This window comes from Pantoea sp. B9002 (assembly GCF_013385945.1).
Taxonomy (GTDB): Bacteria; Pseudomonadota; Gammaproteobacteria; order Enterobacterales; family Enterobacteriaceae; genus Pantoea.
In genome coordinates this window covers 255,259-269,657 of record NZ_JACAPA010000002.1, presented here as the reverse complement: position 1 = coordinate 269,657, position 14,399 = coordinate 255,259, and the positions used below count along the sequence as shown (strand labels likewise).

Annotated in this window: 16 protein-coding genes; 8 read left to right on the top strand and 8 right to left on the bottom strand. The window is 56.0% G+C overall.

Translation table 11 applies throughout. The features are described 5' to 3' along the window. Positions 1-38: 38 nt before the first annotated feature. Both nrdD and nrdG read left to right on the top strand, forming a co-directional pair. A complete protein-coding gene (gene nrdD / locus HX773_RS01940) occupies positions 39-2,177 on the top strand; it encodes an anaerobic ribonucleoside-triphosphate reductase (protein WP_176970200.1) in 2,139 nt (712 codons plus the stop codon). Next, a complete protein-coding gene (gene nrdG / locus HX773_RS01935; protein ID WP_176970199.1) occupies positions 2,174-2,740 on the top strand; it encodes an anaerobic ribonucleoside-triphosphate reductase-activating protein in 567 nt (188 codons plus the stop codon). The genes nrdD and nrdG overlap by 4 nt, the downstream gene beginning before the upstream one ends. On the opposite strand, the gene HX773_RS01930 is transcribed toward nrdG, so the two are convergent. Continuing rightward, complete coding sequence (locus HX773_RS01930) at positions 2,633-3,667, bottom strand: permease (RefSeq protein ID WP_176970198.1); 1,035 nt, start codon at positions 3,665-3,667, stop codon at positions 2,633-2,635. The two genes, nrdG and HX773_RS01930, sit on opposite strands and share 108 nt — an antisense overlap. 238 nt (positions 3,668-3,905) lie before the next feature. Here HX773_RS01930 and HX773_RS01925 point away from each other — a divergent pair, with 238 nt between their 5' ends. Then, complete coding sequence (locus tag HX773_RS01925) at positions 3,906-4,427, top strand: type 1 glutamine amidotransferase domain-containing protein (protein ID WP_176970197.1); 522 nt, start codon at positions 3,906-3,908, stop codon at positions 4,425-4,427. A gap of 36 nt (positions 4,428-4,463) precedes the next feature. Here HX773_RS01925 and HX773_RS01920 read toward each other — a convergent pair whose 3' ends face one another. Further along, positions 4,464-4,889 (bottom strand): YhbP family protein, encoded by a 426-nt coding sequence (locus tag HX773_RS01920; protein WP_176970196.1) that lies wholly within the window; start codon positions 4,887-4,889, stop codon positions 4,464-4,466. Positions 4,890-4,969: 80 nt separating this feature from the next. On the opposite strand from HX773_RS01920, the gene HX773_RS01915 reads away from it, so the two are divergent. Continuing rightward, positions 4,970-5,257 carry a GIY-YIG nuclease family protein gene (locus tag HX773_RS01915; protein WP_176970224.1) on the top strand — a complete coding sequence of 96 codons (288 nt, stop codon included), beginning with the start codon at positions 4,970-4,972 and terminating at the stop codon, positions 5,255-5,257. Here the strand turns inward: HX773_RS01915 and HX773_RS01910 are convergent. Together HX773_RS01910 and HX773_RS01905 are read right to left on the bottom strand one after the other, a co-directional pair. Next, entirely contained in the window at positions 5,241-5,747 is a 507-nt protein-coding gene (locus HX773_RS01910) for a GNAT family N-acetyltransferase (RefSeq protein WP_176970195.1), read from the bottom strand. The two genes, HX773_RS01915 and HX773_RS01910, sit on opposite strands and share 17 nt — an antisense overlap. Then, complete coding sequence (locus HX773_RS01905) at positions 5,741-6,265, bottom strand: SCP2 domain-containing protein (protein WP_036648365.1); 525 nt, start codon at positions 6,263-6,265, stop codon at positions 5,741-5,743. Before HX773_RS01905 ends, HX773_RS01910 begins: the two co-directional genes overlap by 7 nt. Positions 6,266-6,468: 203 nt before the next feature. Here HX773_RS01905 and HX773_RS01900 point away from each other — a divergent pair, with 203 nt between their 5' ends. The 3 genes from HX773_RS01900 (at position 6,469) to HX773_RS01890 (ending at position 9,486) form a co-directional block, all read left to right on the top strand. After that, the gene (locus tag HX773_RS01900; RefSeq protein ID WP_176970194.1) at positions 6,469-7,464 is read left to right on the top strand and encodes a peptidase U32 family protein; all 996 of its coding nucleotides are present in this window, start codon (positions 6,469-6,471) and stop codon (positions 7,462-7,464) included. 9 nt (positions 7,465-7,473) lie between these two features. Next, complete coding sequence (locus HX773_RS01895; protein WP_176970193.1) at positions 7,474-8,358, top strand: U32 family peptidase; 885 nt, start codon at positions 7,474-7,476, stop codon at positions 8,356-8,358. Positions 8,359-8,475: 117 nt separating this feature from the next. Further along, positions 8,476-9,486 carry a luciferase-like monooxygenase gene (locus HX773_RS01890; protein ID WP_137385066.1) on the top strand — a complete coding sequence of 337 codons (1,011 nt, stop codon included), beginning with the start codon at positions 8,476-8,478 and terminating at the stop codon, positions 9,484-9,486. A gap of 3 nt (positions 9,487-9,489) precedes the next feature. Here HX773_RS01890 and HX773_RS01885 read toward each other — a convergent pair whose 3' ends face one another. Further along, on the bottom strand, positions 9,490-10,407 hold the full coding sequence (locus tag HX773_RS01885) for an AraC family transcriptional regulator (protein ID WP_176970192.1): 918 nt from the start codon (positions 10,405-10,407) through the stop codon (positions 9,490-9,492). Between the two features lie 183 nt (positions 10,408-10,590). On the opposite strand from HX773_RS01885, the gene HX773_RS01880 reads away from it, so the two are divergent. After that, a complete protein-coding gene (locus HX773_RS01880; RefSeq protein ID WP_176970191.1) occupies positions 10,591-11,337 on the top strand; it encodes an SDR family NAD(P)-dependent oxidoreductase in 747 nt (248 codons plus the stop codon). Positions 11,338-11,405: 68 nt separating this feature from the next. Here HX773_RS01880 and HX773_RS01875 read toward each other — a convergent pair whose 3' ends face one another. The 3 genes from HX773_RS01875 to nlpI all read right to left on the bottom strand — a co-directional run bounded on the left by HX773_RS01875 (position 11,406) and on the right by nlpI (position 14,378). Next, positions 11,406-13,316 carry a DEAD/DEAH family ATP-dependent RNA helicase gene (locus HX773_RS01875; protein WP_176970190.1) on the bottom strand — a complete coding sequence of 637 codons (1,911 nt, stop codon included), beginning with the start codon at positions 13,314-13,316 and terminating at the stop codon, positions 11,406-11,408. A 16-nt stretch (positions 13,317-13,332) separates the two neighbouring features. Next, complete coding sequence (yrbN, locus tag HX773_RS26105; protein ID WP_098053093.1) at positions 13,333-13,389, bottom strand: protein YrbN; 57 nt, start codon at positions 13,387-13,389, stop codon at positions 13,333-13,335. Between the two features lie 104 nt (positions 13,390-13,493). Further along, positions 13,494-14,378 carry a lipoprotein NlpI gene (gene nlpI, locus HX773_RS01865; RefSeq protein ID WP_008104288.1) on the bottom strand — a complete coding sequence of 295 codons (885 nt, stop codon included), beginning with the start codon at positions 14,376-14,378 and terminating at the stop codon, positions 13,494-13,496. Between the last annotated feature and the right edge of the window lie 21 nt (positions 14,379-14,399).

The window sequence follows — 14,399 nt, the reverse complement described above, 5'->3', positions numbered from 1 at the left end:
TCCTTAAAATTATCTACATATAGTTTCATGGAGAAGAAATGGCGACGGTGGTGATTAAGCGTGACGGCTGCAGGGTGCCGTTTGATGCGCAGCGGATCGAGGCGGCAGTCAACGCGGCAGCCGCTGCGGCACAAATCGATGATACGGCGTGGTGCGCGCAAGTGGCGGCGCAGGTCAGTCAACAGATGGCTGACAAGGCTGAAGTGGATATCCGCGACATTCAGTGTGCGGTGGAAGAGACGCTGATGAGTGGACGCTGGCCGCAGCTGGCGCGCGCCTACATCGAATATCGCCATGACCGCGATTTAGCACGCGAGCAGCGCGGTAAGCTGCATCACGCCATCCGCGGCTTAGTGGAGCAAACCAACGCCGCGCTGCTCAATGAAAATGCCAATAAAGACAGCAAAGTGATCCCTACCCAGCGCGATCTGCTGGCCGGCATCGTCGCCAAACATTACGCTCAGCAGCAACTCTTGCCACGCGATGTGGTGTTGGCGCATGAACGCGGCGACATCCACTACCACGATCTCGACTATTCCCCGTTCTTCCCGATGTTTAACTGCATGCTGATCGATCTGCACGGCATGCTGACCCACGGTTTTAAAATGGGCAACGCCGAGATCGAGCCGCCCAAATCGATTGCCACCGCCACGGCGGTGACCGCGCAGATCATCGCGCAGGTCGCCAGCCACATTTACGGCGGCACCACTATCAACCGCATTGATGAAGTGTTGGCGCCGTTCGTTACGCTCAGCCTGGAAAAACACCGCGCGGTGGCGCAAGAGTGGCAGATTCCGGATGCCGAAGCCTATGCGCGCGTACGCACCGAGAAAGAGTGCTACGACGCGTTTCAGTCGCTGGAGTATGAAGTGAATACGCTACACACTGCCAACGGCCAGACGCCGTTTGTCACCTTTGGCTTTGGCCTTGGCACTGACTGGGCCGCACGCCTGATCCAGCAATCCATTCTGCGCAACCGCATTGCCGGACTGGGTAAAAATCATAAAACCGCGGTGTTCCCGAAATTGGTGTTTGCTATCCGCGAAGGCGTGAATCGTCGGCCTGGCGATGTTAATTACGATATCAAGCAGCTGGCGCTGGAGTGCGCCAGCAAACGCATGTATCCGGATATCCTCAACTACGAAAAAGTGGTGGAAGTGACCGGCTCGTTTAAAACGCCGATGGGCTGCCGCAGCTTCCTTGGCGTCTACGAGGAGAACGGCGAGCAGATTCACGAAGGTCGCAACAATATTGGCGTTATTAGCCTCAATCTGCCGCGTATCGCGCTGCAAGCCAAAGGCGATGAAGCGCAGTTCTGGCGCTTGCTGGATGAACGTCTGGCGCTGGCGAAGCGTGCCTTAATGACGCGTATCGCCCGGCTGGAAAAAACCAAAGCGCGCGTAGCGCCGATTCTCTATATGGAAGGCGCCTGCGGCGTGCGCCTGAAAGCGGATGATGAAGTGGGCGCCATTTTCCGCAACGGCCGCGCCTCGATTTCCCTTGGCTACATCGGCCTGCATGAGACGCTAAATGCGCTGAGCGGCAACGAAGTGCATCCGTATGACGCCGAGTACCTGCGCGAAAAAGGCGTGGCGATTGTCACGCACCTGCGCCAGGCGGTGGATGCGTGGAAAGAGGAAACCGGCTACGGCTTCAGCTTGTACAGCACGCCGAGCGAAAATCTGTGCGACCGCTTCTGTCGCCTCGATGCCGCCGAATTTGGCGTGGTGGCGGGCGTTACCGACAAAGGGTATTACACCAACAGCTTCCATCTCGACGTTGAGAAAAAGGTCAATCCGTACGACAAGATCGACTTTGAAGCGCCCTATCCCGCCATCGCTAACGGCGGATTCATCTGTTACGGCGAATATCCCAACATCCAGCACAACCTCAAAGCGCTTGAAGATGTCTGGGATTACAGCTATCACCGTGTGCCCTATTACGGCACCAACACGCCGATTGATGAGTGCTACGAATGCGGCTTTAGCGGCGAGTTCAGCTGCACCAGCAAAGGGTTTACCTGCCCGCATTGCGGTAATCACGATCCGGCGCGCGTGTCGGTGACGCGCCGCGTGTGCGGCTATCTCGGCAGCCCGGATGCACGTCCGTTTAACGCCGGTAAGCAGCAAGAAGTGCAGCGGCGCGTTAAACATCTGGAGACAGGAAAACTGGGATGATGCGCGTCCACGGCTATTATCCAGTTGATATCGTTAACGGACCCGGCACGCGCTGCACGCTGTTTGTCGCGGGCTGCGAACATCAGTGTCGCGGCTGCTACAACCAAAGTACGTGGCGGCTGGATTCCGGCGTGCCGTTTACGCTGGCGATGGAAGAGCAGCTGATCGCCGATCTTAACGATCGGCGCATTGCGCGTCAGGGCTTGTCGCTGAGCGGCGGCGATCCGCTGCATCCGCACAACGTGCCGCATATACGTCGCCTGGTGAAACGCGTGCGACGTGAATGTCCGGATAAGGATATCTGGCTGTGGACTGGGTACGAAATGGCGGAACTCAGTGCGGCGCAGCGCGAAGTGGTGGAGGAAATTGATGTGCTGATTGACGGGCGCTTTATCGAAGCAGAGAAAGATGCGCGGCTGCTGTGGCGCGGCAGCCGCAATCAGAAGATTTGGTGGTTACGCCAGCCACAAGGCGAGCACGCCGAGCAGCATGCCGCTGCCTGCCACGCCGATCAACGCGATCCACAGCGCCCGTGCCGGAAAGGCGCGATGCAGCATCAATAACGAAGGGACACTCACGGCGGGCAGCGTGACTAATAACGCCAGCGCGGGCGCAACGCCCATGCCCGCCAGCATCATGGTTTGTACAATCGGGATTTCCGCGGCGGTGGGGATCACAAACAGGCAGCCGGCGATTGCCATCAACATCACCCAAAACAGCGTATTGCCCACCGCGCCATCCGCGTGCGGGAACAGCCAAACGCGCGCGGCGCCGAGCAACAATACCGCGATGATATAAAGCGGAATAGTGTTGCAGAACAATCGCCACATCACACGCAGCCAGCGTGACAGAAACGGCTGCTCATCGCGGGCCGGGATAACGGGCGCGGCAACGCCTTGATCCGGCACGCTGCGCTGCACTAGCCACGCGATGCCCAACACCATCATCAAACCCGCCACCAGCCGAATCGCCGCAAAATGCCAGCCGAGCACAAAACCCATAAAAATCAGCGTGGCAGGATTGAGCAGCGGATTCGCCAGCCAGAACGCCATCGCCGCACCGCTGGAAACCTGCGACTGACGTAAGCCAGCGGTCACTGGTGCCGCACAGCAGCTGCACATCATGCCTGGCAAACCTAATCCAGTGCCCATCAGCGTCGAACCAAAGCGTGAGCTGCCCATCAGACGCAGCAGCCAGGCGCGCGGAATCAGCACCTGCACCAGCGATCCGAGGAGCACGCCGAGCACGGCCGCTTTCCACACAGCGAGGAAATAGACCATGGCGTAATCAAGCGCCGCGCGCCACGGCGAGTCCGCCGCATTGGCCAGAATCGATTTACCGATCGAGTGCGTTTCAGCAGCAGTAAAAGCTTTGCCGTAATAAGGCTGCCATTTGACATACCACAGGCCGATCATCACCACGGCGAGGAACAGCAGCGGTTTCCACCAGGCGAAGCGTGTCGCCGGGGCATGAGAAGAGAGTTGGGTCATGACAGAATTCCGTATTCAACTGAATAACGATGCCGCGTTGGGATACGCGGCGGATAGGCCTTAGTGTTATTCAGGTCATTTCATTGCGCCATGTGGAAATCGCCTAAACTTGATCCGGAGCGAAAATTTACCTCCCGTGAGAATTGCCGACTGGCTTGCGTTTTGCGACATGGCTACCAGGCTTGTTGGGTTAGAAGTGCAACGAACATAAGGTTCGTGACCAACATGGAGGAAAAAGATGAGCAAGAAAATAGCGGTACTGATTACCGATGAATTTGAAGACTCAGAGTTTACCTCACCGGCGGAGGCTTACACCCAGGCGGGCCACGAAGTGGTTACCATCGAGTTTAAGGCCGGAAACATCGTTAAAGGGAAGCAGGGTAAAGCTGAGGTCAACATCGATAAGGCTATTGATGATGTGAATGCAGCAGAGTTCGATGCGCTGCTGCTGCCCGGCGGACACTCTCCCGATGCCCTGCGCGGCGACGATCGCTTCGTCAACTTCACTAAAGAGTTTGTCGCCAGCGGCAAGCCGGTGTTTGCCATTTGCCACGGCCCGCAGCTGCTGATCAGCGCGAACGGCGTGCGCGGCCGCAAAATGACCAGCGTAAAAGCCATCGCTATCGATCTGCGTAATGCGGGTGCGGATTTTTACGATATAGAAGTGGTGGTGGATGATGACAAGTTAGTCACCAGCCGTACGCCTGAAGACCTGCCCGCGTTTAATCGCGAATCGCTGCGGATTTTAAACGCGGCCTGATCTTTTCCCGCATTGAGGTCGCCATGAATGGCGACCCTACGGCCGGGTCCAGATAATCTTTTTGCCAAAGCCCAGCGCATTGTCGGTCATCTTCACTTCGTCGAGCACGATTTCCCACAGCGGTGCAGTGACTTTCTTCGCCACCGGAAAACGCTTCTGATAGGCGCGACGCGCCAGAGCTTCCCTTTCTCCGCTTAGTAGCTGAATCACGCCGCGATACTGTACGCCTTTAATCAACAGCACGCTTTTCGGCTGGCCGTTTACCGTGCCTGCCACGCGCGGATTTGCCTGGATTAATGCGCCATGGCGCGTCTCCGGCTCGGTCATCAGCCAGAACGCCATGTTCGCGGCATCAAACACATAGAAGCAGTTGGCGCACCACAGATCGTCGCCGTGGCTGGCAGATAACGACAGCACATGCTGTTTTTTTAAGTAGCGAATCAGATGAGCATGGTCGGACAAAATCGGACTCCGTGCGGCGAATAGCGATGCGGCCTGAAGCGCGCTACACTGCCTGCCAGCTAATTTTCGGGATGAGTATGATGGAACAAGGCTGGCAGCTTTATCTGCTACAAACCGCCGCAGGCATGCTGTATACCGGCATCACCACCGATGTTAATCGTCGGCTGCAACAGCATCAGCAGGGACGCGGCGCGCGCTCACTGCGCGGCAAAGGTCCACTTACGTTAGTGTTTCACTGCGATGCGGGTGATCGGGCCGCAGCGTCACGTCTGGAATACCAGGTGAAGCAGCTTAGCCGCGCGCAAAAGTTGCGGCTGGTTGCACAACAGCCGCCCTGCTTGATTGCCTGGTTTAGTCGAAACGATTAAACGGCAGCGCGAATTCGATCAGCCCTTCGGCACCGACAAACGCATCGTCTGCCAGTTTGTAGACCTGAAAGGCCGCTTCACTACCTAACCAACGACAATGCAAACCATGGCGTGCCGCCGGTTCAAAGCCGAGTGGATTATAGAACTCAGGATCGCCCAGCACCACCACGGCGCTGTAGCTGAACTCATTCAGTGAATCCAATCCTTCATACACCAGCTGTTTAGCAATGCCCTGTTTGCGCACCGATTCATCCACTGCGAGCGGCGCCAGAGCGACCCAGTTGCGGTCTTCACCTTGCAGGGTCACCGGACTGAAAGCGGCATAACCCAGCACCTTGCCTTCATCATCCGTGGCAACCACGCCGAGAGTCAGCAAGCCATCTTCGCGCAGTTGCTGTATCAGCTCCGCTTCGGCGGCGGTAGCAAAACTGCGCTTTAACAGGCTATCGATGCCTGCTGCATCGACGCCAATTTCAGTACGAATTAACATGAGATCCCCGCGCGCGCCTCAGCGGCCTTCGCGTCCTGTTTCATTCCTGCCTCAATAAAAGCAGCGAGCTGCTGCAATCCCGTGCGTAATGGCGTGGGCATGGCATCCAGTTCAATGGCATCCATTAGGTTTTTCACCTCAAGTCCCAGCTCCGTGTCACCTTCAATCACCAAACGGCGTTGAAAGAACAACATATCGGGATCCGCTTTGCGTGCTGCCACCAGCAACAGATCGTTGGCTTCACCGCGAAACCAGACATCAGCCTCGGTGTCACGTGAAACGGTCAGGCGCCCTGCTTGCAGAGTGGTGATCCAGCGCAGATTCACATCGGCAACCTCGATCCCCAGATAACGCCCTTCCAGAAAGTCTAACTCACCTTCAGACAAAGCATGACGAAATTGCCAGTTTAGGAGTTGTTGCAGAATAGCTTTTTTTAGCGGGAAAGGGGTAATGGAAACAGGTAAAGCAAGGAATTCTGGGCCTTTTTCAACAATCAGACCGCGTAAGCGCGCAAACATCATCGACATTCCCTTCAGAAAATTTCATCTATTTTGCCACATCTGACCGGCTTCGCCTCCACTGAGATCAAGGAAATCGCCACCTGGCTGGACGAAAAACCTTCACTCCCGATCATCATTGCCGCTTTCACTGCCTTAAATCAACATTGCTGTCGGGTCAGTTATTTACACTCTTCGGCTTCAGAATCCGGGGAGGAAAATGTATGGAACTGCTGTGTCCGGCGGGGAATTTGCCTGCGCTGAAATCGGCGGTGGAGCATGGTGCTGACGCGGTGTATGTCGGCCTGAAAGACGATACCAATGCCCGCCACTTTGCTGGCCTCAATTTTACCGATAAGAAACTGGCTGAAGCCGCGCGCTATCTGCATCAGCATCGCCGCAAACTGCATGTGGCAATCAACACCTTCGCCCATCCTGATGGCATTAATCGCTGGCAAAGCGCGATTGATGTTGCCGCTCAGAACGGCGCGGATGCGTTGATTCTGGCGGATATTGCCACGCTGGAGTACGCGGCAAAACACTATCCGCAGGTTGAACGTCATCTTTCGGTACAGGCCTCCGCCACCAATCTGCAGGCCATCCATTTTTATCATCGTCACTTTCACCTCAGCCGCGTGGTGCTGCCACGCGTGCTATCGATGCATCAGGTCAAACAGCTGGCGCGTGAAACGCCGGTACCGCTTGAAGTCTTCGCTTTCGGTAGCCTGTGCATTATGGCCGAAGGCCGCTGCTACCTCTCTTCCTGGCTGACCGGCGAGTCGCCTAACAGCGCGGGAGCCTGCTCGCCGGCGAAATTTGTCCGCTGGCAGCAGACGCCAAAAGGCATGGAATCACGCCTGAATGAGGTGCTGATTGACCGTTACGCGCCCGACGAGAGCGCTGGCTATCCCACATTGTGCAAAGGCCGTTATGAAGTGGATAACCAGCTCTATCACGTACTGGAAGAGCCCACCAGCCTGAACACCTTGTCGCTGCTGCCTGAACTGCTGCGCGCCAACATTGCCTCGGTGAAAATTGAAGGACGTCAACGCAGCCCAGCGTATGTCGCGCAGGTCGCGAAAGTGTGGCGTCAGGCGATCGATCGCTGCATGGCGTCGCCTGAACAGTATGCCGTGCAGGAACCCTGGATGCAGGCGCTGGGCGAGTTATCAGAAGGCAGCCAAACCACGCTCGGTGCTTATCACCGCGACTGGCAATAAGGAGATCGCATGAAATACGCCATCGGGCCGGTGCTGTGGTACTGGCCAACTGCAACGCTGGAAACTTTTTATCAACGCGCCGCCGAGAGTAGCGCCGAGATCATCTATCTCGGCGAAGCCGTCTGCAGTAAAAGACGCGCCACCTCGTTCCATCAATGGATAGACATCGCGCGCATGCTGGCGCTGCAGGGCAAGCAAGTGGTGCTGAGTACCTTGGCACTGCTGCAGTCGCCATCGGAAGTCAAAGAGCTGCGTCGCTATGTCGAGAACGGAGAGTTCCTGCTGGAAGCCAATGACATCGGCACAGTGAATATGGCGGCGGAGCGCAAATTGCCGTTTGTCGCCGGCCCAACGCTGAATGTGTATAACGCACAGACGCTGCAACTGTTGCTGAAAGAAGGCATGACGCGCTGGTGCATTCCGGTGGAGATGTCCCGCGACTGGCTGATTCAGCTGCTGCAGCAGTGCGATGCGGCGGGTGTGCGCGATCAATTTGAGGTGGAAGTGCTCGGCTATGGTCATCTGCCGCTGGCGCTGTCGGCACGCTGCTTTACCGCACGCGCCGAGAATCGTGGCAAAGATGATTGCCAAACCTGCTGCATCAATTACCCAACCGGCCGCCGCGTGCTCTCACAGGAGGGCCAGCAGGTGTTTGTGCTCAACGGTATTCAGACCATGAGCGGCTATTGCTACAACCTCGGCAATGATCTGAGCGGCATGCATAACTGGATCGACATTGTGCGTTTGTCGCCCCAAGGTGAAAGCACGCTCGCCGAAGTGGATCGCTTCCGCGCCAACGAAGCCGGTCAGGCACCGCTGATGATGGCGCGCGGCAGTGATTGTAATGGTTATTGGCGTCGCCTGGCGGGAATGGCACTGGAAGGCGGCAGGTAAAGGCACATTCCGGCTATATTCCTCCTGTCATTAGCAGTTTTAATATAGGTAACGATGAGTAATACTCACAGGCGCAGGACCGACTAAACACCTGCGCCATCCCTATTTGGAGTGCCCATGTCTGAGAAAAAAACTGTTCGCCTGTCCGTGTTGGATCTGGCCCCTATTCCACAAGGTTCCACTGCACGCGACGCGTTCCATAATTCGCTGGCGCTGGCCCGCCAATCCGAAGCGCTGGGTTTTCACCGCTACTGGCTGGCTGAACACCATAATATGACGGGGATTGCCAGCGCCGCGACGTCAGTGCTGATAGGCTATTTAGCGGCCAATACCGAAACGCTGCGCCTCGGCTCAGGCGGCATTATGCTGCCCAACCACGCGCCGCTAGTGATCGCCGAACAGTTTGGTACCCTCGAATCACTCTATCCTGGCCGCATCGATTTGGGACTGGGCCGCGCGCCCGGTTCGGACCAACGCACCATGCTGGCGTTGCGTCGTCATCTTTCCAGCGGCCAGGCAGATAGTTTCCCGGAAGACGTCTCTGAACTGATTCGCTGGTTTGACGCCGAAGAGGGTGAACATCCGCCAGTACAACCGGTTCCGGGTTTAGGATTGAAAATTCCGGTGTGGCTGCTCGGTTCCAGCCTGTACAGCGCGCAACTGGCTGCTCAGCTTGGTTTGCCGTTTGCGTTTGCCTCGCATTTCGCGCCCGATCTGCTGTTCCAGGCGCTGCATCTCTATCGTGAGAAATTTAAACCTTCCGCGCGTCTGGCGAAGCCGTATGCGATGGTGTGCGTCAACGTGGTGGCAGCCGACAGCGAACGTGATGCTCGCTTCCTGTTCACCTCGATGCAGCAGCAGTTTATTAATCTGCGTCGCGGCAAACCGGGTCCGCTGCCTGCGCCGGTGGAGAACATGGATAATCTGTGGTCGCCGTCCGAGCAATATGGCGTGCAGCAGGCGCTGAGCATGTCGATTGTCGGCGATAGCGATAAAGTGCGCAGCGGTCTCGCCGCGCTGATGCGTGAAACCCAGGCGGACGAGATTATGGTTAACGGCCAGATTTACGATTCGCAGGCGCGTCTGCGCTCCTTCGCGTTGGCAATGGAAGCGGCGCGCACGCTGTAAACCTTATTGCGGTGGGTTTAACCACTCTGGGCCCACCGCAATTGTTCGCACGTCTCGCGCCGGTGACTGACCGTGAAAACGGCTGTATTCACGACTGAACTGCGAAGCACTTTGATAACCCACCCGATAACCCGCCGTGCCGGCATCTAGCTTCTCAATCAACATCAAACGCCGCGCTTCATTGAGCCGCAGCTGCTTTTGATACTGCATCGGCGTCATCGCCGTTACCGCTTTAAAGTGATGATGCAGCGACGAGATACTCATCCCCACGCTGCTCGCCAGATAATCCATTTTCAACGGCTGATGAAAGTTTTCGCGTAGCCAGCGTGCGGCGCGCGCCACTTTGTTGCCAGGCCGTTCCGTCAGCGCCATGTTGAGAATGCGCGGCCCTTCGGGTCCAGTCAGCAAACGATAGAAAATCTCCTGCTCAATCAACGGTGCCAGCGCGGCTATGTCCTGCGGGTGATCCAGCAATTCGACTAAACGCATCACCGCATCCACCAACGGTGGCGCGACTTTATGCACGGCGATACCGCGCTCGCTAACCGCCGTGCTGCCGAGTTGACGGTGCGGAAAGTGTTCCAGATAACGCATCAGACGCGTTTCGTTGATGGTGATGCCCACGCCCAGATTCGGTTTCTCTGGCGTCGCCATGACAACGCAGGATTGCACCGGCATATCAAGCGTCACCAGCAGCAAATCGCCCGGCCCGTAATGCATCACATCGTCGCCCATGCGCAGCGCTTTCTGCCCCTGCGCGACCAAAGCAAAGCTCGCCCAAGTCGCCACGTGTGCCAAACTGGTGGGCTGAGAACTGCGGCCGAAAGAGAGAAAATCGATTGGGCAATAGTGACGACCATCCTGCGGTGCGTGGCGGGCAATAATTGCCACCAACTGCTGCCATTGTTCCTGATGAATCATGCGATCGGTGCTCCGCGATAAGAAATCACTGATTGGATATTCTCGCTTGTGGTTGGCGCTGCGACTAGTCCTTGAACAGCAGATTTGCAGGATCGTGCAAGAAGCTTGCAGGATTGCGCTACCACCCGATTGTATGGACAGCGCATGCTTTATCTTCCCCGAAATCTCAGGTGGAGAGATACGATGAAAACACTTGAAGGCAAAATTGCGCTGGTGACGGGCGCTTCGAAAGGCATTGGTGCCGCCATCGCCATGACTTTCGCGGCGGCCGGTGCTCGGGTGGTGGTGAATTATCTTCAGGACGAAGTGGGTGCGGCGGATGTGGTGACCGACATCCAGGCGCTGGGTAGCGACGCCATCGCCGTACAGGCTGATATCTCACGCGAGGCCGATGTGCAGCGCTTGTTCGCTAGCAGCATTGAGCAGTTTGGCGCGCCCGATATTGTGGTGAATAACGCCGGCATTTTTCACCACGGTGACTTTGCCGACCTTAGCCTCAGAGAAATGCAGCAGCAGCTGAATGTGAATCTGCTGGGCAGCTTGCTGGTGTGTCAGCAGGCGGCAAAACATTTCCCCGCACGCGGCGGTTCCATCATCAACCTTAGCGCTTTAAATAGCCAACGCAGCACGCCTGGTTCGGTGCTTTGGGCAGCAACCAAAGGCGCGATCGATACCTTAACGCAGGGCCTCGCACGCGAGCTTGGGCCACGTAATATTCGCGTCAATGCGTTAGCACCCGGCATTATTTTGACCGAAGGTTTGCTGGCGGCGAAGAAGATGCATCCGGAGTTGAAAGCACAGCTGATAGCGGCAACGCCGCTCGGACGCTTTGGCTTGCCGGAAGATGTAGCGCAAGTCGCGCTGTTTCTGGCGTCAGAAGAGTCAGCTTACGTTAGCGGTGAACGCGTGCTGATTGCCGGTGGCGTGTAAAATTTACTTTCCACCGGCATAAAAAAAGGGACGCATCAGCGTCCCTTTTTACTTTTAGCGTTTATCGCTTATGCGTCACGACGACGTGGTGCAGCTGCGCCTTCTGGACGCGGGCCACGGCCACCTTCACGGCTGAAGCGTCCGCCTTCACGGCCACCTTCACGACGTTCGGAGAAGCGACGTGGAGCGCCTTCGCCACGTGGAGCACCATCAGCGCGCGGTGCGCCATTGCCACGACGTTCGCCGCCAGCAGATGGACGACGTTCGCTACGCTCGTGCACCGGCGCATCACCCATCAGCTGCATATTCATCGGTTTGTTCAGAATACGCGTACGAGTGAAGTGCTGCAGCACTTCGCCCGGCATGCCTTTCGGCAGCTCGATGGTTGAGTGAGTACCAAACAGCTTAATGTTACCGATGTAACGGCTGCTGATGTCGCCTTCGTTAGCGATCGCGCCAACGATGTGACGAACTTCAACACCATCATCACGGCCCACTTCAATGCGGTACAGCTGCATTTCGCCAACGTCACGACGTTCACGATGTGGACGATCGCCATCGCGGCTCTCACGGCTTTCGCGTGGACCACGAGAATCACGTGAATCGCGACGCTCACCACGCTCAGGACGATCGCTGAACTCGCGACGCGCTGGACGCGGTGCTTCTGGTGGCAGAATCAGTGGACGTTCGCCCTGAGCCATTTTCAGCAGTGCTGCGGCCAGAGTTTCGATATCCAGATCTTCGCCCGGCTGCATTTTGCTCAGCAGTGCGCGGTACTGGTCCAGATCGCTGCTTTCCAGCTGCTGCTGTACTTTAGCCGCGAACTTAGCCAGACGACGCTCACCCAGCAGTTCTGCGTTTGGCAGCTCAACTTCTGGAATGGTCAGCTTCATGGTGCGTTCGATGTTGCGCAGCAGACGACGCTCGCGGTTCTCAACGAACAGCAACGCACGACCTGCACGACCAGCACGGCCGGTACGACCGATACGGTGAACGTAAGACTCTGCATCCATTGGGATATCAAAGTTTACGACCAGGCTGATACGCTCAACGTCCAGACCACGTGCTGCAACGTCGGTCGCGATCAGGATGTCGAGACGACCATCTTTCAAACGCTCCAGCGTCTGCTCACGCAGTGCCTGGTTCATGTCGCCGTTCAGTGCTGCGCTGTTATAACCGCTGCGCTCCAGCGCTTCGGCCACTTCCAGCGTGGCATTTTTGGTACGCACGAAGATGATGGCTGCATCGAAATCTTCCGCTTCCAGGAAACGAACCAGCGCGTCAGTTTTACGGCCGTAAGCGGTCCAGTAAGACTGAGAAATGTCTGGGCGCGTAGTCATGCTTGACTGGATGCGCACTTCCTGTGGATCTTTCATGAAGCGCTTGGTAATACGACGAATCGCTTCTGGCATGGTGGCTGAGAACAGCGCGGTCTGATGACCGTCTGGAATCTGCGCCATGATGGTTTCAACGTCTTCGATGAAGCCCATACGCAGCATTTCATCAGCTTCGTCCAGTACCAGACCGCGTAGGTTAGACAGATCTAACGTGCCACGCTTCAGGTGATCCAGCAGACGACCAGGCGTACCCACAACAACTTGTGGTCCCTGACGCAGTGCGCGCAGCTGTACGTCATAACGTTGGCCGCCGTACAGGGCTACAACGTTAATGCCACGCATGTGTTTAGAGAATTCTGTGACGGCTTCAGCAACCTGTACCGCCAATTCGCGGGTAGGTGCCAGCACCAAAATTTGCGGTGCTTTAACAGTAGGATCAATGTTGTTTAGCAGCGGCAGTGAGAAAGCCGCAGTTTTACCACTACCGGTCTGCGCCATACCCAACACGTCACGGCCAGCCAGCAGGTGAGGAATACACTCAGCCTGGATTGGAGAAGGCTTTACGTAGCCCATACCGTTCAGTGATTCGAGGATGTCGGCGTTCAGGCCAAGGTCAGCAAAAGTGGTTTGAATATCAGTCATGTAGTACACGTGCCTCTTAGATTGCGGCGGCCAGTCTACATAACTCGTCGTGAAAACTTTCAGTCATTTTCATCAAAAAGTGTGAACCGGCTCAAATTAGAAGTTTTGACGAACAGAAAAGCCCTCATCTCTGAAGATGATGACTTTACAGGTATTCAGGCAATAAAAGTTCGTCAGCTATTGCTGGTCAGATTCTGATAAATCGTCTTGTGTCTGGCCGAGTTGCGCCAGTTCCAACAATGCGTATCGGTGCTCAACAAAGTTGTTTACGTTGTTGGCCACCGCCAGTTTGAACAACGCTTTCGCGTCGTCCTTCTCCCCCAGACTTAGGTAGTACTTACCTAAATAGAAGTTGGTTTCACTGAGATGTTCAGCGAGCGAGGTGTTATCCGTTGCGTCCGCCTTGAGACGTTCCATCAATGTTTTTTCACTGATGTCGCCAAGGTAGAACTCGACAATATTCCATCCCCATTGATCGCGAACCGCTTTGTCATGACGCTGTCTCAGCGTAACTTTTGCCTTGTCGGCATCCATATCGCTTTCAACGAGATAGAGCCAAAGGCTGCGGAATGGATCGTTAGGATCGTCTTGATAAAACGCCAGCAGATCATCTTGCGCTAACTTGTATCGACCGCCGTAATAGAGGGCGATACCACGGTTTAAATGCGCATAGTTGTAAGTTGGATCAAGCTCAAGTACAGAATCAAACGCTTCATAGGCAGCATCAAAGTTGCCTGCCTGCGTTAAGTATATACCGAGATAGTTAAATACCTCAGGCATATCTGGTCTTATAGACAGCGCTTGCGAAAAATCGTTCCGCGCTAATGCCCTCAGACCCAAACTATCATACAACACTCCGCGCTCATATAATAGCTGTGCGCGTTCATCATCGGTAAGGGCACGACTGGCAAGAATTTGTTCCATTCGCGCCAGGATCACCTCTTGCTGCAGTGTGGGCTGCAAAGGTACTGCCAGAACTTCGTTCTTACGCCAATTGGAGTTGCTGCATCCTGCCAGCGTGATAGCTGTCGCAACAAAACACCAGCGCAAAAAAGGCTTCATTTCCCACTCCCGAATACAAAC